This window comes from Streptomyces luteoverticillatus (genome assembly GCF_003970715.1).
Lineage (GTDB): Bacteria > Actinomycetota > Actinomycetes > Streptomycetales > Streptomycetaceae > Streptomyces > Streptomyces abikoensis.
This window is the reverse complement of sequence record NZ_CP034587.1, coordinates 3,498,767-3,522,165: the sequence shown is the minus strand read 5'-3', so window position 1 is coordinate 3,522,165 and position 23,399 is coordinate 3,498,767. Positions and strand designations below refer to the sequence as shown.

General features: G+C 71.3%; 25 protein-coding genes and 1 tRNA gene. 15 read left to right on the top strand and 11 right to left on the bottom strand.

Features of this window, described 5'->3' with window-relative positions; genetic code table 11:
- Nucleotides 1–14: 14 nt before the first annotated feature.
- Together EKH77_RS15505 and EKH77_RS15500 are read left to right on the top strand one after the other, a co-directional pair.
- The gene (locus EKH77_RS15505) at nt 15–788 is read left to right on the top strand and encodes an SDR family NAD(P)-dependent oxidoreductase (protein ID WP_126914952.1); all 774 of its coding nucleotides are present in this window, start codon (nt 15–17) and stop codon (nt 786–788) included.
- Nucleotides 789–986: 198 nt separating this feature from the next.
- Nucleotides 987–1,691 (top strand): ScbR family autoregulator-binding transcription factor, encoded by a 705-nt coding sequence (locus tag EKH77_RS15500; RefSeq protein ID WP_126914951.1) that lies wholly within the window; start codon nt 987–989, stop codon nt 1,689–1,691.
- A gap of 266 nt (nt 1,692–1,957) precedes the next feature.
- Here EKH77_RS15500 and EKH77_RS15495 read toward each other — a convergent pair whose 3' ends face one another.
- A complete protein-coding gene (locus EKH77_RS15495; protein WP_126914950.1) occupies nt 1,958–2,557 on the bottom strand; it encodes a TetR/AcrR family transcriptional regulator in 600 nt (199 codons plus the stop codon).
- A gap of 247 nt (nt 2,558–2,804) precedes the next feature.
- Between EKH77_RS15495 and EKH77_RS15490 the strand changes: the two genes are divergently transcribed.
- The 3 genes from EKH77_RS15490 (at nt 2,805) to EKH77_RS15480 (ending at nt 4,374) form a co-directional block, all read left to right on the top strand.
- The gene (locus EKH77_RS15490) at nt 2,805–3,149 is read left to right on the top strand and encodes a hypothetical protein (RefSeq protein ID WP_126914949.1); all 345 of its coding nucleotides are present in this window, start codon (nt 2,805–2,807) and stop codon (nt 3,147–3,149) included.
- 159 nt (nt 3,150–3,308) lie between these two features.
- On the top strand, nt 3,309–3,752 hold the full coding sequence (locus tag EKH77_RS15485; protein WP_126914948.1) for a rodlin: 444 nt from the start codon (nt 3,309–3,311) through the stop codon (nt 3,750–3,752).
- A 175-nt stretch (nt 3,753–3,927) separates the two neighbouring features.
- Nucleotides 3,928–4,374: a rodlin gene (locus tag EKH77_RS15480; RefSeq protein ID WP_126914947.1), complete on the top strand. Its 447-nt coding sequence runs from the start codon at nt 3,928–3,930 to the stop codon at nt 4,372–4,374.
- A 70-nt stretch (nt 4,375–4,444) separates the two neighbouring features.
- On the opposite strand, the gene EKH77_RS15475 is transcribed toward EKH77_RS15480, so the two are convergent.
- Nucleotides 4,445–4,711, bottom strand: a complete 267-nt coding sequence (locus EKH77_RS15475) for a hypothetical protein (RefSeq protein ID WP_126914946.1) — start codon at nt 4,709–4,711, stop codon at nt 4,445–4,447.
- Between the two features lie 154 nt (nt 4,712–4,865).
- Complete coding sequence (locus tag EKH77_RS15470) at nt 4,866–5,276, bottom strand: helix-turn-helix domain-containing protein (RefSeq protein ID WP_126914945.1); 411 nt, start codon at nt 5,274–5,276, stop codon at nt 4,866–4,868.
- Nucleotides 5,277–5,516: 240 nt separating this feature from the next.
- Between EKH77_RS15470 and EKH77_RS15465 the strand changes: the two genes are divergently transcribed.
- The 5 genes from EKH77_RS15465 (at nt 5,517) to EKH77_RS15445 (ending at nt 9,694) form a co-directional block, all read left to right on the top strand.
- Entirely contained in the window at nt 5,517–5,732 is a 216-nt protein-coding gene (locus EKH77_RS15465) for a hypothetical protein (RefSeq protein ID WP_126914944.1), read from the top strand.
- Between the two features lie 54 nt (nt 5,733–5,786).
- Nucleotides 5,787–6,005: a hypothetical protein gene (locus EKH77_RS15460; protein ID WP_126914943.1), complete on the top strand. Its 219-nt coding sequence runs from the start codon at nt 5,787–5,789 to the stop codon at nt 6,003–6,005.
- A 124-nt stretch (nt 6,006–6,129) separates the two neighbouring features.
- Nucleotides 6,130–8,259 carry a hypothetical protein gene (locus tag EKH77_RS33795; RefSeq protein WP_240667366.1) on the top strand — a complete coding sequence of 710 codons (2,130 nt, stop codon included), beginning with the start codon at nt 6,130–6,132 and terminating at the stop codon, nt 8,257–8,259.
- The gene (locus EKH77_RS15450; RefSeq protein WP_126914942.1) at nt 8,256–8,891 is read left to right on the top strand and encodes a hypothetical protein; all 636 of its coding nucleotides are present in this window, start codon (nt 8,256–8,258) and stop codon (nt 8,889–8,891) included. The genes EKH77_RS33795 and EKH77_RS15450 overlap by 4 nt, the downstream gene beginning before the upstream one ends.
- A gap of 95 nt (nt 8,892–8,986) precedes the next feature.
- Nucleotides 8,987–9,694: a nucleotidyl transferase AbiEii/AbiGii toxin family protein gene (locus tag EKH77_RS15445; RefSeq protein WP_126914941.1), complete on the top strand. Its 708-nt coding sequence runs from the start codon at nt 8,987–8,989 to the stop codon at nt 9,692–9,694.
- A gap of 17 nt (nt 9,695–9,711) precedes the next feature.
- On the opposite strand, the gene EKH77_RS15440 is transcribed toward EKH77_RS15445, so the two are convergent.
- A complete protein-coding gene (locus tag EKH77_RS15440) occupies nt 9,712–11,649 on the bottom strand; it encodes a serine/threonine protein kinase (RefSeq protein ID WP_126914940.1) in 1,938 nt (645 codons plus the stop codon).
- A gap of 135 nt (nt 11,650–11,784) precedes the next feature.
- Between EKH77_RS15440 and EKH77_RS15435 the strand changes: the two genes are divergently transcribed.
- Nucleotides 11,785–14,706, top strand: a complete 2,922-nt coding sequence (locus EKH77_RS15435; protein ID WP_164737800.1) for an AfsR/SARP family transcriptional regulator — start codon at nt 11,785–11,787, stop codon at nt 14,704–14,706.
- 37 nt (nt 14,707–14,743) lie between these two features.
- On the opposite strand, the gene EKH77_RS15430 is transcribed toward EKH77_RS15435, so the two are convergent.
- The 3 genes from EKH77_RS15430 to EKH77_RS15420 are packed head-to-tail and all read right to left on the bottom strand — an operon-like array spanning nt 14,744 to nt 16,651.
- Nucleotides 14,744–15,163 carry an arsenate reductase ArsC gene (locus EKH77_RS15430; RefSeq protein ID WP_126914938.1) on the bottom strand — a complete coding sequence of 140 codons (420 nt, stop codon included), beginning with the start codon at nt 15,161–15,163 and terminating at the stop codon, nt 14,744–14,746.
- Nucleotides 15,156–16,259, bottom strand: coding sequence for an ACR3 family arsenite efflux transporter (gene arsB / locus EKH77_RS15425; RefSeq protein ID WP_430980993.1), 1,104 nt, complete (start codon nt 16,257–16,259; stop codon nt 15,156–15,158). Before arsB ends, EKH77_RS15430 begins: the two co-directional genes overlap by 8 nt.
- Complete coding sequence (locus tag EKH77_RS15420) at nt 16,256–16,651, bottom strand: ArsR/SmtB family transcription factor (RefSeq protein WP_126914936.1); 396 nt, start codon at nt 16,649–16,651, stop codon at nt 16,256–16,258. Before EKH77_RS15420 ends, arsB begins: the two co-directional genes overlap by 4 nt.
- 82 nt (nt 16,652–16,733) lie before the next feature.
- Here EKH77_RS15420 and EKH77_RS15415 point away from each other — a divergent pair, with 82 nt between their 5' ends.
- On the top strand, nt 16,734–17,231 hold the full coding sequence (locus EKH77_RS15415; RefSeq protein ID WP_126914935.1) for an ArsI/CadI family heavy metal resistance metalloenzyme: 498 nt from the start codon (nt 16,734–16,736) through the stop codon (nt 17,229–17,231).
- A 184-nt stretch (nt 17,232–17,415) separates the two neighbouring features.
- On the opposite strand, the gene EKH77_RS15410 is transcribed toward EKH77_RS15415, so the two are convergent.
- A tRNA-Gly gene (locus EKH77_RS15410) sits at nt 17,416–17,486 on the bottom strand.
- Nucleotides 17,487–17,742: 256 nt separating this feature from the next.
- Between EKH77_RS15410 and EKH77_RS15405 the strand changes: the two genes are divergently transcribed.
- The 3 genes from EKH77_RS15405 to EKH77_RS15395 all read left to right on the top strand — a co-directional run bounded on the left by EKH77_RS15405 (nt 17,743) and on the right by EKH77_RS15395 (nt 19,129).
- On the top strand, nt 17,743–17,907 hold the full coding sequence (locus EKH77_RS15405; RefSeq protein ID WP_206279855.1) for a hypothetical protein: 165 nt from the start codon (nt 17,743–17,745) through the stop codon (nt 17,905–17,907).
- A gap of 104 nt (nt 17,908–18,011) precedes the next feature.
- A complete protein-coding gene (gene dcd / locus EKH77_RS15400; protein ID WP_071962992.1) occupies nt 18,012–18,587 on the top strand; it encodes a dCTP deaminase in 576 nt (191 codons plus the stop codon).
- Between the two features lie 44 nt (nt 18,588–18,631).
- Nucleotides 18,632–19,129: a phosphoribosyltransferase gene (locus EKH77_RS15395; RefSeq protein ID WP_087927366.1), complete on the top strand. Its 498-nt coding sequence runs from the start codon at nt 18,632–18,634 to the stop codon at nt 19,127–19,129.
- Between the two features lie 134 nt (nt 19,130–19,263).
- Here EKH77_RS15395 and EKH77_RS15390 read toward each other — a convergent pair whose 3' ends face one another.
- The 3 genes from EKH77_RS15390 to EKH77_RS15380 all read right to left on the bottom strand — a co-directional run bounded on the left by EKH77_RS15390 (nt 19,264) and on the right by EKH77_RS15380 (nt 23,205).
- Nucleotides 19,264–20,160, bottom strand: coding sequence for a Yip1 family protein (locus EKH77_RS15390; protein WP_126918085.1), 897 nt, complete (start codon nt 20,158–20,160; stop codon nt 19,264–19,266).
- Nucleotides 20,161–20,299: 139 nt separating this feature from the next.
- On the bottom strand, nt 20,300–20,812 hold the full coding sequence (locus tag EKH77_RS15385; RefSeq protein WP_126914933.1) for a MarR family winged helix-turn-helix transcriptional regulator: 513 nt from the start codon (nt 20,810–20,812) through the stop codon (nt 20,300–20,302).
- Between the two features lie 122 nt (nt 20,813–20,934).
- Entirely contained in the window at nt 20,935–23,205 is a 2,271-nt protein-coding gene (locus tag EKH77_RS15380; protein ID WP_126914932.1) for a (Fe-S)-binding protein, read from the bottom strand.
- Nucleotides 23,206–23,399: the final 194 nt, after the last annotated feature.

Genomic DNA, 23,399 nt, shown 5'->3' with positions numbered 1-23,399 from the left:
AAGGGGTTCCTTTGATGAAGAGTGACCAGGGATTGCTGCGGGACCGGATTGCCTTGATCACCGGTGCCAGCAGTGGCATCGGCGCGGCGGCCGCACGGGTCTTCGCCCGCGAGGGGGCGACCGTCGTGCTGGCGGCCCGGCGCGAGGACCGGCTGCGCGAGCTGGTCGCGGAGCTGCGCGAGGCGGGGGCCGAGGCGGCGTACGTGGTCACCGACGTGACCCGGCGCGAGGACACCGCCCGCGCGGTCGCCTTCGCCGTGGAGCGTTACGGAAGACTTGACTCCGCTTTCAACAACGCGGGTTGGGGCGCGGGACGCACTCCGCTGCACCTGATGGACGACGACCTCTACGACGCCATCATGGACGTCAACGCCCGGGGCACCTGGAACTGCCTGCGGGACGAGATCGCCGCCATGCTGGAGTCGGGCGACGGTGGTTCCATCGTCAACAACAGCAGCGTGGGCGGGCTGTTGGCCACTCCCGTGGCCGCTCCGTACGTGGCCGCCAAGCACGCGGTCATCGGTTTCACCCGGGCGGCGGCCGCCGAATACGCGGCGAGCGGCATCCGGGTGAACGCCGTGGCCCCGGGCACCACGCGCACCGAGGTGGTGGCGGAGTGGTTCGAACGGCACCCGGGAATCGAGGCGGCGTTGCACGCGGCGTCCCCGCAGCCCCGCACCGCGGAGCCGGAGGAGATAGCGGAGGCCGCGGCCTGGCTGCTGAGCGACCGCTCGTCCTTCGTCACCGGCGCCACCGTTCCCGTGGACGGCGGCTTCCACATGGTGTGACACGGGAGTTGGGCGACCGGCCGCGGTGCCCCGGACGAATTGGTATCGAGTGTATTGCGCCATGTTGCCAGACGGCTCTTGATAGGATACGTACTCGCCGGTTTGATTTCCGGGGCGACCGCGGCACGTATGGCCGGCGACATGTCGCCCTCGCCGCCGGGACGCGGCGGAGCTATCTCATCGATCCGGAGGCAGACCGTGGCAAAGCAGGACCGCGCGATCAGGACTCGCCAGTCCATTCTGGAAGCGGCCGCGGTGGTGTTCGACGAGCGGGGTTACGACGCCGCCACCATTACGGAGATCCTGGCCCGGGCCGAAGTGACCAAGGGGGCGCTGTATTTCCACTTCGCCTCCAAGGAGGAGCTGGCGCTCGCCGTGATCGATGCCCAGATGATGACGGACATGCCGGCCGCCGAGCCGGGCCGCGCCTCCAAGATGCAGGAACTGGTCGACATGGGGATGATCTTCGCCCATCGGCTGCTGGTGGACCCGCTGTTGCGCGGCAGCGTCCGGCTCACCCTCGAACACGGTTCGACGAACCTCAACCGCAGCGGCCCCTTCCACGGTTGGACGGAGCTCCACACGCGCGTCCTGGCCGAGGGCAAGGAGCGCGGCGAGGTGCTGCCGCATGTGGTCCCGGCGGACACGGCGGAGCTGATCGTCGGCGCTTACGCCGGCATCAACACCATGTCCCAGGCCATCAACAACCGTGCTGACCTGGAACGTCGCGCCACGATCCTCTATGAGCACGTGATGCCCAGCGTGGCCGTGCCCTCGGTGCTGGCCCGGCTCGACATGGCACCGGGGCGCGGTGCCCGCGCCCTGGCCGAGGCGGAGCGGCAGCGCCTGCGGGCGGCCGAGGCGGAGGCCGCTCTGGAGGCCGCGCCGGCCGGGGTGGGCTGAACTCCCGGCCCGAGCGGGGGTGCCTGAACCAGGGACGCCTGAACCAGGGGCCGAAAGCAGCCGTCCCCGGTCTTTTCACCGGGGCGGAGTGTCTTATTCCGTAAATAGGGTGCCGCAGGGCACCCGTTTCTCTTAAGCTGGCCGGAAAGTGGCGGCCGAAAGTATTCGTCGGCAGCAGAGCAAACCGACGTGACGGTATTGAAGGGTGTATTGGCCAGCCACTTTTCCCGAGCGGCCGGCCCGACTTTTCACCGCGCCGAGCGGCGTCAGCCCGCGGTGACGGCCGGCGCGGGGGCCTCGTGGGCGGTGGAATCCAGGATCTCCAGCGCGACCCGCAGGACGGCCTCCCGCTTGTCCTCCCGGTCCCCCGGTAGCGCGTCCATGGTGAGCGCGCCGAAGTGGACGGCCAGCAGCGCGCTGGAGAGGCGCACCCGGGTGTCCAGCGGCGCCTCGCCGTCGTGGAGCAGCCCGGAGACCGCCGTCACCCGCTTCCGCAGCGTCTCGCCGATGGCGAGCTCCCGCAGGGTCGCCTGGTTCTCCTGGAGGATGTGGTAGATCGGCGCCGCCTCGCGCAGGGCCGCGCTGTAACGGCGCAGCAGCTCGCGCTTGGTGGCCAGGGTGGCGGGCTGCTCCCGGCCCCAGGCGATCAACTCGTCGACCGGGCGGCCGAGCTGGTCGGAGAGGGCGCCGAGGATGTCCTCCTTGGTCTTGAAGTGGTAGTACAGCGCGGCCTTGGTGACGCCGAGCTCCTCGGCGATCTCCCGCAGCGAGGTCTTCTCGTAGCCGCGCGAGACGAAGAGGCCGAGGGCCGTCCGCTGGATGCGCTCGCGGGTGTCGCTCTTGCGTGGCTGGGGTGTGCTGCCCATGGGCTCACTCTCCTGCTGGTCCGTGGTGCGCTTTCTTTATGTCCCTAACTAGCCCGTCGGCAAGTAAGTAACGGGTGCCCTGCCTCATCGGTGCCCTTGTGGCGGCCGGGACAGGTGCGACGCAGGGAATCTAGCCGGACGGCAGGCAAGGCGAAACCATACTTGACGCCCGGCTAGGGGCCTCCTACGCTTCCGGCCTAGCTGACTAGCCTGGCGGCAGGTACGTAAATGTGACTGGACCGAGGGGATGGTGCGCGTCGACATGGCACGACATGTTGCTGCCGCGATCGACTACTACGCACACGACTACTACGCGACGGGTCTCGCCGCGGCCGGTGGTACGCGTCATGACGCGCCCGCCGACACCGCGCCGGACGACCGTGCTCCGGCCGGCCGTTCCCCGGCGGAGCCCCTGCCCGCGGTATTCGAGGGGCTGAGTGTCCCGGTGCGCACGGCGGCCTCGTTGCTGGGGCTCTCCCCGTGGACCGTGGCCCATCTCATCGAGCGCGGCGAACTGCGCAGCGAACGCGGCGGGCAATACCGGTACGTGACCCTGACCAGCATTTTTTCCTATCGGCGAATGACCCGTTGAGGGCCTTTTGGTTTTCGCTATGAACGCCGATGTGAACGCCGATCGGGGATAGCGCGTCCCACTGGATCGAACGAGTGAAACCCCGCAACCCAGGGAATGGGCCGGAGTTATTCAGAACGCTTTCTCTGTGGGGGCGCTACTCGATCGAAAGGCATAGACGTGCTCAAGAAGGTTCTCGCCACGGCCGCCCTGTCGGCTTCCGCGGTCGGCGCCGTCGCCTCGCCGGCGATGGCCATCGGAAACGACCAGGATGTTCTCAACGCCAACGGCGCCAGGACGGGTTACGGCAACACGGCCACCGGCGGCAAGGAAAGCCCGCAGATGAGCCTGATCCAGGGCACGCTGAACAAGCCGTGCATCGCCATCGGCAAGCTGGGCATCCAGTCCGTCCTCGCGCTCATCAACATCGGCGTCCAGGACATCCCGATCCTCACCTCGCAGCAGCAGCAGCAGTGCACCGACAACTCGACGATCAACGACGGCGACGACCCGCTGTCGCACATCCTCGACGAGATCCCGATCCTGTCGGGCAACGGCTCGGGCAACAGCGAGGGCGGCGAGGGCGAGGAGTTCGAGTCGCACGAGCACGGTCACGGTCACTGACCGGACCGTCCGGCGAACGGAAAGAGTCCCTCTGCGGCGGGTGTGCGGGACCCGCTGCGGGGGGACTCCCCTTTTTCCCGCGCTGGGCCGAAGGAATGAAGGCAGATAACCTCGGCGGCGGCTCCGAGTTAGGCAGTGAGTCAGGAAGTTCGTCGACCGGAGCTGAGGGAAGAACGTGTTCAAGAAGGTTGTGGCCACGGCCGCGCTCGCGGTTTCCGCGGTCGGCGTGTCGTCGGCCCCCGCGTTCGCGCAGGGCGGGGGTGACGCCAGGGACGTCTACAACGCCAACGGCGCCATGCAGATGTACGGCAACACCTACACCAGCGGCTATATGAGCCCCCAGATGGGCCTGATCAACGGCTCGTTCAACAAGCCGTGCATCGCCATCGGCAAGCTGGGTGCCCAGTCGGTCCTCGGTCTGCTCAACGTCGGGCTCCAGGACGTCCCGATCCTGTCGTCGCAGCAGCAGCAGATGTGCACCGAGAACTCGACGATCAACGACGGGGACGACCCGCTGTCGCACATCCTCGACGACATCCCGATCCTGTCGGGCAACGGTTCCGGCAATGAGGGCGGGCTCTTCGGGGCGCTCGGCGCCCGTGGGCACGGGCACGGGCACTGATGGCCCACGCCTGACCCGCCCGCGCGGGAGCCGCCCTCCGGTCTCGGGGCCGAGGGCGGCTCCCGCCGTCTCAGCTCTCGTGGTAGATCGTCAGCACCGCGCCGCCCACCTCCACCCGGCGGCGCCCCAGCCGTTCCCCCCGGCGCAGCGCGCGCAGGCAGTCGCGGAACATGGCCATCTCCTCGCCCGTCAGCACCGCGGCCGCCAGGTCGAGCAGTTCGGCGACGCTCCGTTCGGTGAGCACTTCGGGCAGTTCACCGGAGAGCAGGACCACGGATTCCCCGCAGCGCCCCCGGACGACGGCGTTGGACGTCGAGGCACCACTGACAACGAGCACACATTCCCCCTGGCTTCGGGCAGACCGTGACGATAGCCCGGTGGGGACGTGCTCCTCGGGTGGATACGAATATTCGCCGGAATCCGGTGATCCGGGAACCGGGGGCATCGCGGCCGACGTCCGTGTACGGAACTCCAGCCGCCAAACGGGCAGTTCAGCCCCCGTTCGGGTGATCCTTGGGCGCACGTTCGAGCAGCGACTCGACCAGGGCCACCACATGCCGGCGGTCGTCGGAGGACAGCCGCTGGACACTCGCGATCAGCAGATCGACCTCCGGGTCCGCCGGCGCGGTGCGCTCCTTGGTGTCCGGGGCCGGCTCGGAGGTCGGGTAGAGGTGGATCCCGCAGGCCTCGGCCGCCGCGCGGCGCAGGGTGTCCAGGGGGAGCTCGAGACCGCGCGACAGTCCTTCGAGCGTGGCCGGCTGCGGCATCCGCACCAGTCGCTCGGCCGTGGCCAGGTGGTGCACGGTCGAGCGCGGAACGCCGCCCCGGCGGGCGACCTCCCCGTAGGACCACCCCTGCCGGTCCAGGCGCTCTTTGATGATCTGGCTCAGTGCGTTGGTCACTGAAGGTCGCTTCCTGCTCTCGGCTGGCTCGGGCGCGCTCGGGTGAACCGATTCTACGGAGGACGTCCAGAGAGAGATCTCCGGGAACCGCTTGCGCCGCGTCGGCGGACCCCACTACTGTCCAATCTCGTTGGACAGCTTGTCCGACCGCATCGGACGCGAGCCGGGGGGTCCTGCCCGGGTCCGGACGCGACACCTCGGTCCGTCGTCGTACGGACCACCATCCCGAGGGGGACGACCATGCTCGATGTGCACGAGCTCGAAGCCGAGTCCGCTGAGCTGCTGCCCGGCCGTGAGGCCCTGGGGAAGCTGAAGTTCAGCTTCTCCCGCACCACGACCGTCACCAAGCACATCGCCAACGTCTCGGCGCACAACACGTCGACGGCGCTGAACGTCTGCTCGCCGGACGCCGTCGCCCAGTCGGCGGCCACGCAGGGCATCGCCATCCAGCAGTAGTCCAGCAGTAGTAGCGCACATCGTTCACACGTCGTGAGAGAGAAAGGCACTGCCATGAGCATGAACGCGCACGAGCTCGAAGCCGAGTCCGCCGAGCTGCTGCCGGGCCGTGAGGCCCTGGGGAAGCTGAAGTTCAGCTTCTCCCGCACCACCAGCGTCACCAAGCACATCGCCAACGTCCACGCGCACAACGAGTCGCTCGCGGTGAACGACAGCTCGCCGTTCGCGGTCGCGCAGTCCGAGGCGGCGCAGTCCATCTCCATCAAGCAGTAGGCCGGTCCGGCCCACGCGCTCGGCGGACCGCGTCCAGGGGAAGCGCGGTCCGCCGATCCCCAGGGGGGGCTTGGGGGTTGGGGACAACGGTGGATCCGTCGGAATTCGTCCAGGGGGAGACAAGATGACGGTGGTCGGGGACCACGAGGCCGGCCGGAGCCGCCATCGCCGCACCACGGGCACGACCACGACGATCCACTTCGACACCGGGGGGACCGAGGTCCGGACAGGGGACAACGGAGCCCCGGTGCCGGGTCCCGGTGGCTTTCCGTACGCCCTGTCACCGGCGTACGAGGAGGGGGAGGCCACCGGGACCCCGCTGCCGCCCCTCGCGGGGCGGCCCGCACCGCCGCCGCCCGAAGCGGGAGCCGTCGTCCCGCGGCTCAGCGCCGGGCTGCGGCTGCACGGCGAGTACCAGGGCTCGGGCTTCACCGAGCCCAAATACATCGCCCGCCGCGGCGACGGCCAGGTGGTGCAGCTCTCCCGGCTGCTCCACCTGGTCGCCTCCGCCGTCGACGGGCGGCGCGACACCTGGGAGATCGCCCGGGAGGTCAGCGCCTCGTTCGGCCGCGAGGTCAGCGCCGAGAACGTCGGCTATCTCGTGGAGAACAAGCTCCAGCCGCTCGGCATCACCGTGCCGCCCGGCCAGGAGACCGACGAGGTCGACGGCCCGCGCTCCGACCTGCTGCTGGCCCTCAAGGGCCACCGCGTGATCTTCAACGAGCGGCGGGTCGCCGGCATCGCCCGCTCGCTGGCCTGGCTCCACCGCCCGCCCGTGGTGGCGGTCGTGCTGGTGCTGGCCCTGGCCATGGACACCTGGCTGTTCGGCTTCCACGGCGCGATGACGCCCGTGCTCAACGTCCTCGACCAGCCGCTGCTGCTGCTCGCGGTCTTCGGGCTGACCGTCGCCTCCCTCGTCTTCCACGAGTTCGGCCACGCCTCGGCCTGCAGATACGACGGCGCGACACCCGGCTGCATCGGCTGCGGCCTCTTCCTGATCTGGCCCTCGATGTACACGGACGTCACCGACGTCTACCGCATCGGCCGGGCCGGGCGGATCCGCACCGACCTGGGCGGGGTCTACTTCAACGTCGTCTTCATGCTGCTGCTGGCCGGGACGTACTTCGCCACCGGCCAGCCCTTTCTGCTCTGCGCCGTCTACCTCGGTCACTTCGAGGTACTGGAACAGCTGATGCCGGCCGTCCGGCTCGACGGCTATTTCATCCTCGGCGACCTCGCCGGAGTGCCCGACCTCTACGGCAAGATCAAGCCGATCCTGCTGAGCGCGCTGCCCTGGCGCGGCACCGACCCCGCCGTCGCGGACCTCAAGCCGAAAACCCGGGTCGTCGTCACCGCCTGGGTGCTCACCATGGTCCCGCTGCTGGCCGCCGAGGTCGCCTACGCCCTGTGGAACCTCCCGCGCCTGGTCGCCACGGGCGTCCGTTCGCTCACCCAGCAACTCATCGGCACCTACGAGGCGTTCGCCGACGGCCAGTGGGCCGCCGGGCTCGCCGGTGTGCTGGGCAGCCTGATGCTGATCGTGCCGCTGGCCGGCATGACGTACCTGTCCGTCCGGCTCTCCGGACGGCTCGGCCGCAACGCCCTGCGCGCCACCTCCGACCGCCCCAAGCTGCGCGCCGCGCTCGTCCTGGGCGTCGCCGCCGTGGCCACGACCCTCGCCTTCGCCTGGACCAGCGGCGTCACGCCCAAGCCGCTGCCGCCCAAGCCGCCGATCGCGCCGATCCTCCAGCCCAACGTGCCCACCGTGGCGCCCGTGCCGGAGCCGGGCGAGGCCGCCGCGCCACTGCCCGTCCCCGGGCGCACCCCAGGCGGTGCCGGCCCGGACGCGGCCACCCCCGTGCTCTCCCCGCTGCCCTGGCGCACCCCGCCGGCCGCGCCGGGGCTCCCCTCGCCGCCCCCGTCGGCCTCCCCGGCCCCGGCCGCCCCGGCGGGCCGGCCCGCACCGGCCCCCAAGCCCTCCGCGGTCCCGGGCCCGGTCGTCCTGGCGCCCACCACCGCGCCCCCACTGCCCCCGCGCTGCCGCCCTCCCCGGCACCCAAGCCGGCGCCCTCCCCGGCCGCGACCGCGTCCCCGTCGGCCGCGTCCGCGTCGCCCGCCCCGGCCCCCGCGCCGACTGGCACCCCGGCCCCGGCACCCACCACCGCGGCCCCGGCGACCCCGGCGCCCTCGCCGACGGCGACGCCGGCCGCGACCCACTGATCCACCCGTCACCGTCGCAAGGAGAACGCCATGAACGCCTACCTCTCGCGCCATTTTCTGCGGATCGGTCTGCTGGCCGCCGGGCTCGCCGCGGCCGCCACCGGCCCGGCCCAGGCGGCCGAGGCCGTCGCCGTCACCCAGGACGGCGTCCGGACGACCGCGAACCACCGGCACCACATCGACTACCGCGACAGCTTCACCGTCCACCAGTTCGGCTCGGTCGCGGCGGCCCGCGTCGGCAACCGCGCGGACGCCAAGTCGGTGGGGTGCACCGCCGACGACGCCTGCCGCTCGGTGGCCCTGTCCTTCCAGGTCGTCACCCTTTCGGGGGACAACGTCAGGCTCACCGCGGTCAACAACGGCCACGCCGTCAACGAGCACTGCGACGGCTGCCAGACCCTCGCGGGCGCCTACCAGTTCGTCGTCTCCACCGCCACGCCCGCCCGGCTCACCGCCGACGCCCAGCACCGGCTCGCCGACATCCACCGCAGGCTGGACGCGCTGGGCGCCTCCCGGCTGCCCGCCGCCGACCTCAAGCGGCAGGCGGACGGCCTGGCCGACGAGGTCAAGGCCCTGCTGTCCCGGCCCACCTCGCTGACCGCCGCCCACCCGGCGCGCCCGTCCGTGAAGGTCCACCGGCAGCTGGACGGCTGGCCGCAGCACTGACGTACGCAGGCCACTCGCGGGGCGCGGCACGACCGCGCCCCGCGCGGGCACGTGGAGATCATTCTTTGATCGTTCCCTGCGCGATAATCACGGTCATGGAAGCGGATGGCCCTGCGCCGATCGCCGGGTCCCTCCGGCGGCTGATCGCCGACCTCGTCACGGCGGGGGCGGCGTATCCGCTCGTCCTGACCGGCGGCCTCGCCCTGCGGGCGCTCGGCCTGGTCGACCGGCCCGTGGGCAACGCGACGCTCGCCACCGACAGCCAGGAGCCGCTGCCCGACCTCGTCGTGGCCCTGCGGGCGGCCCTCGCGGAGCGCGGCTGGCGAGTGGGGCACACCGAGGCCGATCCGCTGTCGGCCCGCTTCGCGGTGACCGACCCGGAGACCGGGGAGGAGCGCGCCGTGCTGCTCCTCAAGGAGACGGTCTGGCGCCCGCTCGTCACCACCGGGCTCGGCCCCTGCCTGGCGGCCGAGGACGTCGTCGGCACCAAGGTCCGCGCCCTGGCCGCCCGGGGCTTCGCCCGCGACTTCATCGACGTCCACGCCGCCTCCGCCCACTGGCCGCCCGCCGAACTCGAGGAGTTCGGCAGGCGGCACGCCTGGGACGACGCCTTCGACCCGGCCGACCTCCGGGCCCGGCTGGACGGCGCCGACTGGATCGACGACCGCGAGTTCGCCGCGTACGGGCTCGCGGACGACCGGATCGCCGAACTGCGCGCCTGGGCGCGGGTTTGGTCCGACGACATCGGCGAACGGTTGCTGGAAGAGGCGCCGTACGAGGACGAGGAGCGGGACGGGAGCTAGGCGGCGGACGCGGTCGCTCAGCCGGCGGCCGGAGGCGAGTCCTCCGTCACGTAGCTGTCGGCGTCCACTGCCGTCCACAGCTGACCGGCGCCGCCGTTGCACGGGCTGATGGTGGTCAGGACGTGCAGGCCGTTGGCGGTCAGGCACTCCTGGTTCTCCACGTTGATCAGCCGGTAGCCGGCGCCCTCCGGGACGACGCGCCACCGCTGGTTCGCCGCGGGGCCCTGGGGCGTTCCCCAGATCTGGGCCATGCGGTTCTCGCGGTTCATGTCCAGCACCTTCCCCTCGGCGGCGAGGTTGGTGAAGGTGTAGCTGCCGTCCCCGTACTTGGTCGGCCGCCACTGCTGGGCATGGCTCGCGTTGATGTCCCAGGTGCCGACGCGATTGCCGTCGGTCTTCCGGCTGTTGTCGTTGTCCAGGGCCGTGAAGCCGTTGCGCCACTGCACCTTCGCCGGCAGGGCGGGCGGCTTGGGCGGGTCCGGCTTCGCGGGGTCGGGCTTCGAGGGGTCGGGCTTGGCGGGGTCCTTGTCCTTGGCGGGGGCCGGGTCCTTGGAGGGGTCCGGTGCCGGCCGGCCGGCGTCGGGCCGGGAATCCCCGCCCGTCCCGTCACCCGTCCCCTTCCCATGGGGCTGCGCGGGGGGCGCCGGAGTGGGGACGGTGTAGCCGACGCCCGGCGAGGAGGGCCGCGTCATGTCGGGCGTCGCGCCGCCGGACGCGGAGGGCGTGCCTCCGGAGGGGGTCGGGCTGCCGCTGGGATGGCCGGAACTCGCGCTCGGCGAGGCGGAGGCGGCGGGGGAGGCGGACGCGCCGGGCGCGCCGGGCGCGGCGAGTGCCCGCGGCGCGGCGGGGGAGACGCCCGGCCGGACGCTTCCGGCGTCCTCGGCGGTCGCCCGCGCGCGCCGCTCGCCGCCGTCCCGCAGGGCCAGGGGGACGGCCACGGCGGTGGTGCTCGCCGCGATGCCCGCCGCCACGAGCGCCCACACGAGGACCCGCCACCGGGCGCCACCCATCACCGGGGAGGTGACGGTCCCGGCGGTGGACGACTCCGTGGTGGACGATTCCGTGGCGGAGGACGGCTTCGCGGCGGGGACCGCGGCCGAAGAACCGTACGAGGAGAACACCGCCACCGCGTCGCGCACGGCGGCCAGTTCGGCGGCCATCGCGGCGGCGCTCTCCCACCGCTCCTCGGGCGCTTTGGACAGCGCCCGTCGCACGACTTCCCGCACCGGCACGGGGATGTCGTCCGGCAGTTCCGGCGGGGGCTCCGTGAGGTGCTTGAGGGTGATCTCGAAGGCGGTCGCGCCGTCGAACGGCACCCGCCCGGCCAGCATCTCGTGGAGGACCACGCCGACCGAGTAGAGGTCGGCGGCGGGGGTGACCCGGCCCCGGGCGGCCTGTTCGGGCGCCTGGTACGGGGCGGTGCCCAGCCGCGTGCCGGAGGCGGTGAGGCGGGGCGAGAAGTCGGGCAGCGCGATGCCGAAGTCCGCGACCAGGATCCGGTCGTCCCGCAGCAGCAGGTTCGACGGCTTGACGTCGCGGTGGACGATCCCGGCCCCGTGCGCGGCGCGCAGGGCCTCCAGGACCTGTACGGCCAGATCCAGCGCCCGCTCCGGGGGCAGCGCGCCCTCGCGGCGGAGCAGCGCGTCCAGCGACTCGCCGGTGACCAGCTCCATCACCAGGAACGCGGTGGGCTCGCCGGTGCCCCCGGCGTCCGGGGGCTCGTGCCCGTAGTCGTACACCGAGACGATGCCGGGGTGGTTGAGCTTGGCCATGGCCGTCGCCTCGGAGCGGAACCGCTCGGCGAACGTGGCGTCGTCCTCCACCGGCGAGCGCAGCAGCTTCACGGCGACCTGCCGCTCCAGGACGGAGTCCCACCCCGTCCACACCGTCCCCATGGAACCGCTAGCGAGCCGTTCGGCCAGCGTGTACCGCCCGGCCAGGGTTCTACCCCGCACTTTTCCCCACCCTGTACGACCGTGTTCGAAAGTAGCCGAAAAAAGCCAAAGGAAACTGAAAGGAAATGATCGGTACGGCCGGGGGTGCAGAATACCCTCCACTTAGAGGAAATCACGACAGGTATGGCTGAATTCATGGCAATCGGAACGAGCGCGCAGGAAGCGCCCGAGGGGCTGTGCTTCTCCGTTCTGGGCCCGCTGCGGGCCTGGCGGAGCGGGGCCGAACTGCCGCTCGGACCACCGCAACAGCGCGCCATGCTGGGCATGCTGCTGCTGAGCGGGGGCCGGACGGTCTCCGCCGACCGGCTCATCGACGCCCTGTGGGGCGAGGAGCAGCCGCACTCCGCCCTCGGCACGGTGCGCACCTACGCCTACCGGCTGCGCCGGGTGCTCGGCGCGGACGTCCTGACCTCCGAGTCCGGCGGCTACCGGCTGCGCGTCGCCGCCGACCGCGTGGACGCCACCCGGTGCGAGGAGCTCGCGGCCGAGGCCGCCGCCCTGCGCGCCGACGGCGACGCGGAGGGCGCCCTGCGCGTCCTGGAGCGGGCCCTGGACCTGTGGCGCGGCGACGCGCTGCTCGCCCTCCCCGGCCCGTACGCCGAGCGGCAGCGCACCCGGTGGAACGAGCGCAAGGTCGAACTGCTGGAGAATCGGCTGGAGATCGACCTCGAACAGGGCCGCCACCGCGAGGTCGTCGAGGAGCTCGCCGGGCTCACCGCCGCGTACCCGCTGCGCGAGCGCTTCGCCGAGCTGCGGATGACCGCCCTGTGCCGGTCCGGCCGGCAGGCCGACGCGCTCAAGGCGTACGACGAGGCGCGCCGGGTGCTGGCGGAGGAGGTCGGGGTCGACCCCGGACCGGCCCTGCGCGAGCTCCACCGGCGCGTCCTCGCCGCCGACCCGGCCCTGGTCCCCGCCGTCCCGGCGCCGCGCAGGCCCGGCACTCGGCCCCTCGACGGCCGACGGCCGGCCCGCGCGGAGACGGCACCCGCCCCCTGGTCGCCGGCCCCCCGGCAACTTCCCTTCACCGCGTCCGACTTCACCGGCCGCGAGGCCGAGACGGCCACCGTGTCCGAGGCGCTGCTGCGGCCCGACGGCATGCCCGTGGTGGCGATATCCGGCCTCGGTGGCGTCGGCAAGACGGAGCTCGCCGTGCGGACCGCGCACCGGCTGGCCGACGCGTTCCCCGACGGCCAGCTCTACGCCGTCCTCCACGACGACGACGGACGGCCCACCCCGCCCGAGGAGATCCTGGAGGGCTTCCTGCGCGCCCTCGGCGTGCCCGCCCAGGCGGTGCCCGCCGGGCTCACCGAGCGGACGGACCTCTTCCGTTCGGCGGTGGCGGGCCGCCGGGTGCTGATCGTGCTCGACAACGCCCGCAACACCGAGCAGATACGCCCGCTGCTGCCCGGCGGCCACGGCTGCGCGGTCCTGGTCACCAGCCGCACCCGGCTCGACCCGCTCCCCGGCATGCGCTTCGTCGCCCTCGGCGTCCTCACGCCCGAGGAGTCCCTCGAACTCTTCACCCGCGTCGTCGGCGCGGACCGGGTCGACGCCGAAGCGGAGGCCGCGCGCCGAGGCGTGGCGGCTTGCGGCCACCTCCCGCTCGCCATCCGCCTCCTCGCCTCCCGGCTCGCCTGCCGGCCCGCCTGGCGGATCGGCGGCGTCGTCGAGCAACTGGAGGACGAGCACGACCGGCGCCGCCTGGACGTCCTGCGCTCCGGCACCGTCGACGTGGAGACCGCCTTCCGCTTCAGCTACGAGCAGCTGGACGCCGCGCAGGCCCGCGCCTTCCGGCTGCTGGCCGCGCTCCGGCTCCCGAACCTCCCGCTGGACGCCGTCGCCGCCGTCCTCGAACTGCCCCGCTACGAGGCCGAGGACCTCGCCGAATCACTGGTGGACTGCTCCCTGCTGGAGACGCCCGCCCCCGAGCGCTACGGCTACCACGACCTGCTGTCCGCCTTCGCCCAGAAGCTGTGCGGCCCGGAAGGGGAACCGGAGCACGTCCGCGAGGCGCTCGGCCGGGTGGTCCGCCGCTACCACGGCGACCCCGGCGCCGACCCCTGCGACGTCGCCGCCGTGCTCCAGCGGTACGCCGAAGGGACGCCCACCGCCGGGCCGGAGCTCGGGCTCGCCGCCGAGCTGCTGCTCGACAGCACCCTCCGGCACGACTGCGGCCACGCCACCCGCCGGCTCGGCCGGGCCGCCCTCGCCCTCCTCGGCGCCGCCCTCGCCGACGGCGACCCGGCCGTCGAGGCACGCGTCCGGCTCGCCCTCGGCCGGCTGCTCCTGGAGATGGGCACCGCCACCACCCCCGCCCTCGCCGAGCTGATCGCCGCCCGCGACCTGTGCGTCCGCCACGCCCTGCCGCCCGTCGTCCACGCCCACGCGCACAGCGCGCTGGGCGCCTGCTTCGCCCGGGCCGGCCGGCACGAGGACGCCGCCGACGCCTTCCGGGCCGCCGCCACCCTCCACGATGCCCTCGGCTCGACCGCCGCCGTCGTACCCGAACTCCTGGGCCTCGCCCGGTCCCTGGCCACCGGGGGCCGCGCCGACGCCGCGGGGAACGCCGCCGCCACGGCCCGCGCCCTGTGCCGCACCCTGAACGACAGCGGCCTGGAGGCCCTCGCCCTGAGCACCCTCGGCACCCTCGCCGAGGAACGCGGCGACCTCGACGAGGCCGCCGGCCACTTCCGCGGCGCCCTCGCCCTGCTGCGCCCCGAGGAGCTCCGCCGCACCGGCCGCACCCTGATGAGCCTCACCCGCGTCCTGCGCGCCGCCGGCCGCGCCGCAGAGGCCGCCGACGCCGCCGCGCGCGCCGTGGACGCCTTCACGGCCGACGGCGACCAGTACGGCGCGGGCCTCGCCCTCGCCGAACTCGGCCACGCCACCGCCCGCCTCCCCGACCCCGACACCGCCCGGCTGCACTGGTCGGAGGCGCACGCGGTGCTCGCCCGCATCGGCGCCCCGGAGGCCCGCGCCCTGCGCGAGCTCAGCGGCGACCTCGACCGCTCGGTGCGCAAGGAGCCCTGGCCGTCGTGGACCCCGGTGCGGGGGTGAGCGGAAAACGACGAACCCCCCACGGTGGCGGGTGTGGTCAGGCGCCGGCTTCGACGCCGAGTTCGGCGAGGAGCTCGCGGACGCGTCGCTCGATCTCGTCGCGGATGGGGCGCACGGCCTCGACGCCCTGCCCGGCGGGGTCGTCGAGCTTCCAGTCGAGGTAGCGCTTGCCGGGGAAGACGGGGCAGGCGTCGCCACAGCCCATGGTGATGACGACGTCGGACGCCTGGACGGCGGCGGTGGTCAGCAGCTTCGGCACCTGGGCGGAGATGTCGACGCCGACCTCCCGCATCGCCTCGACGACGGCCGGGTTGACCGTCTCGGCGGGCGCGGAGCCGGCGGAGCGGACTTCGACGCGCCCTCGGCCGAGGCGGGTGAGGAAGGCGGCGCCCATCTGGGAGCGTCCGGCGTTGTGGACGCACACGAAGAGCACCGAGGGCTTGGCGGAGTCAGACACGAGCGGAACCTTCCGGGGCGGTGGCCGGGTGGCCGGTGGGGAACGGCGGGAAGTAGCGGCGGGCGGCCAGGGCGACATACACCAGGCCGATCAGGACGGGCACCTCGATCAGCGGGCCGACGACCCCGGCGAGGGCCTGGCCGGAGGAGGCGCCGAAGGTGGCGATGGCGACCGCGATGGCCAGCTCGAAGTTGTTGCCCGCAGCGGTGAACGCCAGGGTCGTGGCGCGCGGGTAGTCCAGGCCGACCGCGCGGCCCAGGGCCATCGATCCGGCCCACATGACGGCGAAGTAGACCAGCAGGGGCAGCGCGATCCGGGCGACGTCGAGAGGCTGGGAAGTGATGGCGTCGCCCTGAAGGGCGAAGAGCACGACGATGGTGAACAGCAGCCCGTAGAGGGCGAACGGCCCGATGCGGGGGATCAGCTTCGTCTCGTACCAGGTGCGGCCCTTGGTCTTCTCGCCGAGGCGGCGGGTGAGGTAGCCGGCGGCGAGCGGGATGCCCAGGAAGATCAGCACGCTGCGGGCGATCTCCCACACGGAGACATCGAGCGCGGTGGTCTCCAGGCCGAGCCAGCCGGGCAGGACGGACAGGCAGAACCAGCCGAGCGCGGCGAAGGCGATGACCTGGAAGACGCTGTTGAGCGCGACCAGGACGGCGGCGGCTTCGCGGTCGCCGCAGGCGAGGTCGTTCCAGATGATGACCATGGCGATGCAGCGGGCCAGCCCGACGACGATCAGGCCGGTGCGGTACTCGGGCAGGTCCGGCAGGAACAGCCACGCCAGCGCGAACATCACCGCAGGGCCCAGCACCCAGTTCAACAGCAGCGATGGCACGAGCAGGCGGCGGTCGCGGGTGACGGCATCGAGACGGTCGTAGCGGACCTTGGCCAGCACCGGGTACATCATCACCAGCAGGCCGAGCGCGATCGGCAGCGAGACCCCGGTGACGGTCACCTTCGCCAGCGCATCCCCCAGGCCGGGCACGAGACGGCCCAGGCCGAGGCCGACGCCCATCGCCAGGAGGATCCAGACGGCGAGGTAGCGGTCGAGGAAGGACAGCCGTCCGGCCACCGGGGCGGTGGTCGTGCGGGTCACGATGGGGCCTCGGCCGGCTCGGGCAGAGGCTGGCCGGCAGGGCGGGTGAGGATGCCGGCGAGACGGTCAGTCATCTCCGGCAACAGTCGGTAGTACACCCACGTACCCCGCCGCTCCGAGGCGATCAGCCCTGCCTGCTTCAGCAGCTTCAAGTGATGCGAGATCGTCGGCTGTGACAGGTCGAAGGCCGGGGTCAGGTCGCACACGCACACCTCTCCGCCCGCCCGAGAGGCGATCATCGACAGCAGCCGCAGCCGCACGGGGTCACCGAGCGCCTTGAAGACCTTCGCGAGCTCCACCGCCTGTTCCTCGGCGAGCGGTGCGGTCAGCAGGCCGGGGCAGCAGCCGTCGGGGCCGTCCTGTCCGAGCACCACGAATTCTTGATTCGACATGCCTCTATGTTGAAGTCTATCGATTCAAGGCGCAAGCTTGCATTGAAGTTAATCGATACAGGCGGGGATCGAGGAGATCGCAATGTCCCGCGTCCAGCTCGCCCTCAACGTCGCCGACCTCGAAGCGTCCGTGACCTTCTACTCCAAGCTCTTCGGCGTCGAGCCGGCCAAACGACGGCCCGGCTACGCGAACTTCGCCATCACCGAGCCGCCGCTCAAGCTCGTCCTCATCGAAGGCGAGGCCGGCCAGGACACCCGTCTGGACCACCTCGGCGTCGAAGTGGAAAGCGCCGACCAGGTCACCGCCGCCACCGAGCGCCTCAAGGCGGCCGACCTGGCCACCTTCGAGGAGAGCGACACCTCCTGCTGCTACGCGCTCCAGGACAAGGTGTGGGTGACGGGCCCCGGAAAGGAGCCGTGGGAGGTGTACGTCGTCAAGGCCGACGCCGATACCCTCGGCAAGCGTCCTGTCGGAGAGGTGGGGGATGCCGGCCGCACCGGTGATCAGCCCTCCGTCGACGAGCAGACGTCGGCTGTCGGTGTGGCGCCTGACCTGGAAAGGGTGGTGTCGGCGCGGTGAAGGAGCCCTGCCGTGTCGTCAGCTGAGCTTCGGGAAGGCGAACTGGCGTTGCCAGACCCTCGTGAGTGACCGGCCCTCCCGGCAGGGCATTCCCCCGAGTTGGGGCATGCGGAGGGCACAGCGGCCGGCGAGAGGTCTGGACAACGACGAACCCCCAGGCCGACGGCCTGGGGGTTCGGTACAGAGCGGGCGACGAGAATCGAACTCGCGCTCTGAGCTTGGGAAGCTCATGTTCTACCATTAAACTACGCCCGCGCGAAGGCCCCTCAGGGCCTCGCATCGTCGCACACTCTACCCCATCGAAGGTCTCCGGCGCACTCGCCCGGGGGCCTTCCTGTCGTGTGAGGGCGCTGTGGGGGCGATGGGGACACCGGCGTGGCGGGCGGGAGTTGGGGCGTACCGTGGGGGGATCGGCAAACGGCGAGGGGTGTCGGGGTGCCGCGTTCCGGCCGGTCCGAAACATCCCCTAATGTGGCTTTTGTCGTTCACGTACCTGGGGAAAGGGAGCTCTATGGAGCGCACCGTCGTCCGTTGTGCCGAGGGGCACGTGTTCAGCACCGCTTCGTTCCCGATGCAGCATCTCGGACCCGGCCGGCTGGGCCCCGGACGGCTGCTGCGCTGCCCCCGCTGCGCGCGGCTGCGGCACTCCGTCCCCGTGGCGTCCGAGAAGAGCTGACGTCCGGCGCGGCCTTCGATCACCGGCCCCGGCCCCGGCCCCGGCCCGTCCGGGGCCGGGGCCGCGTTGTCAGGTTGTCCGGCTTCTTTGCGTATCCTCGAGACGTGCTTCTCTCAGACAAGGACATCCGGGCCGAGATCGACGCCGGCCGTGTGCGGATCGACCCGTTCGACGAATCGATGGTGCAGCCGTCGAGCATCGATGTGCGGCTTGACCGCTACTTCCGGGTGTTCGAGAACCACCGGTACCCGCACATCGACCCCGCGGTCGAGCAGGCGGACCTCACGCGTGAGGTGGTGCCGGAGGGCGACGAGGCGTTCATCCTGCATCCGGGCGAGTTCGTGCTCGCCTCGACGTACGAGGTGATCACGCTTCCCGACGACGTCGCCTCGCGGCTGGAGGGCAAGTCCAGCCTCGGCCGTCTCGGTCTGCTGACGCACTCGACGGCCGGCTTCATCGACCCGGGCTTCTCCGGGCACGTGACGCTGGAGCTGTCGAACATGGCCACGCTCCCGATCAAGCTGTGGCCGGGGATGAAGATCGGCCAGCTGTGCATGTTCCGGCTGACGTCACCCGTCGAGCATCCTTACGGGTCCGCGAAGCACGGTTCCCGCTACCAGGGACAGCGTGGGCCCACGCCCTCGCGGTCCTTCCAGAATTTCCACCGCACGCAGGTCTGACCGTCCACAGCCACGACGGTCCAGGGAACAAGGCGAAGAGCAACGTGAGCGAGATCCGCGAGAACCTGACCTACCCGATCTTCGGGCAGGCCATCCGTGAGCTGGCACAGACCATCGCGGACGACGGCTACGAGCCGGACATCATCCTGTCCATCGCCCGTGGCGGCGTCTTCGTCGCCGGCGGTCTGGCCTACGCCCTGGACTGCAAGAACATCCACCTGGTGAACGTCGAGTTCTACACCGGTGTGGGCACCACCCTCGAGATGCCCGTCATGCTCTCGCCCGTCCCGAACGCGATCGACTTCTCGAACAAGAAGGTCCTCATCGCGGACGACGTCGCCGACACCGGCAAGACGCTCAAGCTCGTCCACGACTTCTGCCTGGAGCACGTCGCCGAGGTGCGCAGCGCGGTCATCTACGAGAAGAGCCACTCGCTCGTGAAGTGCGAGTACGTCTGGAAGAAGACGGACGAGTGGATCAACTTCCCGTGGTCCGTGGAGCCGCCGGTGGTACGCCGCGAGGGCCAGGTCCTCGACGCGTAACCCCGTGAGCATGTGAAAAGGCCCGTCCTCCGGACGGGCCCTTTCACGTCTACCGTGCCCCGTAAGGGGCGCGGGGAACTGCGCGACCGGCCACGGACGGCCCGCAGCCGAAGAACCGCACTCCCAGCGGAGCGCTAAAGCGTGCCGAGTTTGATCAGCGACAGCAGCGCCACGAGCTGGATCGCGGAGGCGCCCAGCGCCCGCGGCCACGGGAGGTCGTGCGACTTGCTCACCATGGACGTCAGCAGCGCGCCGCCCGCCAGCCAGGTGGCCCAGCCGAGCAGCTGGACGAGGGTGCTGTCGCCGCCGAGGAACATCGCGAAGAGCAGCCGGGGCGCGTCCGTGATCGACATGATCAGCATCGACAGGCCGACGGTCGGCTGCCATATGCCGTCGCCGCCCAGCTGCCGGGCGAGGGTGTGGGTGACCGCGCCGAGGATCAGCCCGGCGACGACCATGATCACGCCGGTGATCAGCACGGCGGGCAGCACGTCGGCGAACGAGGCGTGCAGCACGTCCGCGCGGGCCTTCTCGAAGCCGAAGACGGCGAGCAGGCCGTAGACGAACGTGACGATCAGGGCCGGGGCCCACATCTGGTGGTCCCGCATCTGCCAGAAGGTGGCCGACGGACGCAGCACGATGCCGGTCAGCAGGTCCTTCCAGTGCAGCCGGGGGCCGGGCGGCGGCGCGGGCGGCCCGCCGTAGCCGTCGCCTCCGCCGTAGGCGTCCGGTGCCTCCCCGACGCTGAACTGCTGGGTGCGGCCCGCGTCCTGCCCGTAGTAGGGGTCCTGGGGGTAGCCCTGCGGGGCCTGCGGCTGCTGGTAGGGCTGCTGCGGCGGCTGCCCGCTCCCGCCGAAGTACTCCGGCTCCTCGTAGCCGCCCTGGCCGCCCTGCCCCTGCCACTGTCGCTGGTCCCCGTAGCCGCCGCCGGGCGCGCCGGAGTGTCCGGGCGCGCCCTGGCCACCGCCGTACGGAGCCTGCTGTCCTTGCCACGCGGGCCCGGAGCCCTGCGCGTCCCGTCCGCGTCCCATCCTGAATCCAGCCACGCCTTCGAACGTACCCGCTCCGGAGAGCTACCGGCGCCGCCCCTGGGTGCACGGACCGGGCTTTGCGGCCGAGCTGTGACATCCCCTAGGGGAAAACCCAGGGGAGGCCCAGGGGGAGGCTGTCCTACCGCTTGGGCAGCCAGCGGTCGGGCGAGAGCAGCTCGTCGGCGCCCACGTTGCTGATCATGCGGCGCAGGACGGTGAGGGCGGCGACGTACTCCTCGTCCGTGATGCCGGCGTGGATCTCCGCGCGCACCCGGCGCACGACCACGAAGATGCGCTCCTTGGCCTCGCGGCCGGCGTCGGTCAGCACGTACCGGTCGTCGGTGCCCTCGGTCATCCAGCCACGGGCGACGAGGGCGTACAGGGCCTGGTCGATCTCCTCGGGCCGGTGGTCGAGGTTGACGGTGAGCGCCACGCGCAGCTCCTGCCGCGTCAGCCCGCCCTCGACGAGATCGGTGCGGTTGAGCACCCACCACTGCGGCTGCGTCACGTCCTGCGTGGCCAGGGCGGCCCGGATGTGCGTGATGACGGCCTTGTGGGCGGCGTACGTCCAGTAGCCGACGGGCTGCCCGGCGAGGTTGCCGTCGTCGGACTTGGGGGTGGTGAGCTGCGTGTTCTGCGGCGTCGTCGTCATGTCTTCGACGGTAGGACCTCAAGCATGGTTGAGATCAAGTGTGTTCGCCGCCACTGAAGAAGGCCGGGCCCCGCGATCGCTCGCGGGGCCCGGCCTCGTACACGGCACGGAAGCGGAAGTGGTTACTTCACCGGCTCCGGGTCGGGCTCCGGCGCGTCGGCCGGCTCGCCGTCGCCCTCCGGGGCGGCCGGGGTCTTCACCGACTCCAGCAGCAGCTGGGAGACGTCGACGACCTGGATGGACTCCTTGGCCTTGCCGTCGTTCTTCTTGCCGTTGACCGAGTCGGTCAGCATGACGAGGCAGAAGGGGCAGGCCGTGGAGACGATGTCCGGGTTGAGGGACAGCGCCTCGTCCACGCGCTCGTTGTTGATGCGCTTGCCGATGCGCTCCTCCATCCACATGCGCGCGCCGCCGGCGCCGCAGCAGAAGCCGCGCTCCTTGTGGCGGTGCATCTCCTCGTTGCGCAGGCCCGGCACCTTGGCGATGATCTCGCGCGGCGGGGTGTAGACCTTGTTGTGACGGCCCAGGTAGCAGGGGTCGTGATAGGTGATCAGGCCCTCGACCGGGGTGACGGGGATCAGCTTGCCCTCGTCGATGAGGTGCTGCAGCAGCTGCGTGTGGTGGATGACCTCGTACTCGCCGCCCAGCTGCGGGTACTCGTTCGCGATGGTGTTGAAGCAGTGGGGGCAGGTCGCGACGATCTTCTTCTTCGCCTTCTCGACCTTGACCCCTTCCTCCGCGTCCTCACCGAACGCCATGTTCAGCATCTCGACGTTCTGCTGGCCGAGCTGCTGGAAGAGGAACTCGTTGCCCAGACGGCGGGCCGAGTCACCGGTGCAGTTCTCCTCGCCGCCCATGATGGCGAACTTCACGCCCGCCATGTGCAGCAGCTCCGCGAAGGCCTTGGTGGTCTTCTTGGCGCGGTCCTCCAGGGCGCCGGCGCAGCCGACCCAGTAGAGGTAGTCGACCTCGGTGAGGTCCTCGATGTCCTTGCCGACGACCGGGACCTCGAAGTCGACCTCCTTGGTCCACTGCAGCCGCTGCTTCTTGGCCAGGCCCCAGGGGTTGCCCTTCTTCTCCAGGTTCTTGAGCATCGTGCCCGCCTCGGACGGGAAGCTGCTCTCGATCATCACCTGGTAGCGGCGCATGTCGACGATGTGGTCGACGTGCTCGATGTCGACGGGGCACTGCTCGACGCACGCGCCGCACGTGGTGCAGGACCACAGCACGTCCGGGTCGATGACGCCGTTCTCCGCGAGGGTGCCGATCAGCGGGCGCTCGGCCTCGGCCAGGGCGGCCGCCGGGACGTCCTTCAGCTGCTCGGCGGTGCCCTGCTCCTCGCCCTCGGCGTCCTTGCCGCCACCGGCCAGCAGGTACGGCGCCTTGGCGTGGGCGTGGTCGCGCAGCGCCATGATCAGGAGCTTGGGGGAGAGGGGCTTGCCGGTGTTCCAGGCGGGGCACTGCGACTGGCAGCGGCCGCACTCGGTGCAGGTGGAGAAGTCGAGGATGCCCTTCCAGGAGAACTCCTCGACCTTCGAGACGCCGAAGACGGCGTCCTCGGCCGGGTCCTCGAAGTCGATCGGCTCGCCGCGGCTGGTCATCGGCTGGAGCGCGCCCAGCGCCACGTCACCGCTGGCCTCGCGCTTGAACCAGATGTTGGGGAAGGCCAGGAAGCGGTGCCAGGCGACACCCATGTCCGTCTTCAGCGCGACCGTGATCATCCAGATGAAGGAGGTCGCGATCTTCAGCCCGGCGAAGAAGTAGGTGAGGTTCTGGAGGGTGGAGACGTCCATCCCCTCCAGCCACGAGACGACCGGGTAGGAGAGGAAGAACGACGCCTCGTAGCCGTCGACGTGGTGCTGGGCGCCCTCAAGGGCGTGCAGCATGTAGATGCAGACGCCGACGATGAGGATGACGGACTCGACGAAGTACGCCTGGCCGGTGTTGGAGCCGGCGAAGCGGGACTTGCGGCCGGCGCCGCCCGGGCGGTTCAGCTGCCGGATGACGATGAGCGCCAGGATGCCGAGCACGGTCATCGTGCCGACGAACTCGACGAAGACGTTGTAGGGCGTCCAGTCGCCGATGATGGGCAGGAGCCAGTCGGCCTTGAAGAGCTGTCCGATGGCGTTGACGATCGTCAGCAGCAGCGAGAAGAAGCCCACCGCCACGAACCAGTGCGCGACGCCGACGACGCCCCACTTGTTCATCCGGGTGTGGCCGAGGAACTCCTTGGCCACCGTGACCGTGCGCTGTACCGGTTCGTCGGTGCGGGTGCCCGCCGGTACGGGCTGGCCTAGCCGTACGAAGCGGTAGATCTGGAAGAGGGCACGGCCGAACAGCGCTACGCCGACCGCGATGAGGACCAGCGACACGATGATCGCGGCGAGTTGCATGGGAGGGCTCCTCGGACCTGCGGGATAGAGCGGGGATGGAGGATTGGAGCGGAATTACCAATCGGTAACTTATCCAGTCCGTTCGAGACTACTCACTCTCGCGCGCGCGATATACCCGCATCGCCGGTGATCTGCGTCGCGCAGGCGACCCTTCGCAGCGCCCTCGCGGCCCTGGGTGACTGTAAGCCCGACAT

Coding starts and splice junctions, on each gene's coding strand:
- EKH77_RS15505 (WP_126914952.1), top strand. CDS start 15: ATGAAGAGTGACCAGGGATTGCTGCGGGACCGGATTGCCTTGATCACC.
- EKH77_RS15495 (WP_126914950.1), bottom strand. CDS start 2,557: ATGGGCAGCACACCCCAGCCACGCAAGAGCGACACCCGCGAGCGCATC.
- EKH77_RS15490 (WP_126914949.1), top strand. CDS start 2,805: ATGGTGCGCGTCGACATGGCACGACATGTTGCTGCCGCGATCGACTAC.
- EKH77_RS15465 (WP_126914944.1), top strand. CDS start 5,517: ATGCTCGATGTGCACGAGCTCGAAGCCGAGTCCGCTGAGCTGCTGCCC.
- EKH77_RS15460 (WP_126914943.1), top strand. CDS start 5,787: ATGAGCATGAACGCGCACGAGCTCGAAGCCGAGTCCGCCGAGCTGCTG.
- EKH77_RS33795 (WP_240667366.1), top strand. CDS start 6,130: ATGACGGTGGTCGGGGACCACGAGGCCGGCCGGAGCCGCCATCGCCGC.
- EKH77_RS15450 (WP_126914942.1), top strand. CDS start 8,256: ATGAACGCCTACCTCTCGCGCCATTTTCTGCGGATCGGTCTGCTGGCC.
- EKH77_RS15445 (WP_126914941.1), top strand. CDS start 8,987: ATGGAAGCGGATGGCCCTGCGCCGATCGCCGGGTCCCTCCGGCGGCTG.
- EKH77_RS15435 (WP_164737800.1), top strand. CDS start 11,785: ATGGCAATCGGAACGAGCGCGCAGGAAGCGCCCGAGGGGCTGTGCTTC.
- EKH77_RS15420 (WP_126914936.1), bottom strand. CDS start 16,651: ATGTCGAATCAAGAATTCGTGGTGCTCGGACAGGACGGCCCCGACGGC.
- EKH77_RS15415 (WP_126914935.1), top strand. CDS start 16,734: ATGTCCCGCGTCCAGCTCGCCCTCAACGTCGCCGACCTCGAAGCGTCC.
- EKH77_RS15405 (WP_206279855.1), top strand. CDS start 17,743: ATGGAGCGCACCGTCGTCCGTTGTGCCGAGGGGCACGTGTTCAGCACC.
- EKH77_RS15390 (WP_126918085.1), bottom strand. CDS start 20,160: ATGGGACGCGGACGGGACGCGCAGGGCTCCGGGCCCGCGTGGCAAGGA.
- EKH77_RS15385 (WP_126914933.1), bottom strand. CDS start 20,812: ATGACGACGACGCCGCAGAACACGCAGCTCACCACCCCCAAGTCCGAC.
- EKH77_RS15380 (WP_126914932.1), bottom strand. CDS start 23,205: ATGCAACTCGCCGCGATCATCGTGTCGCTGGTCCTCATCGCGGTCGGC.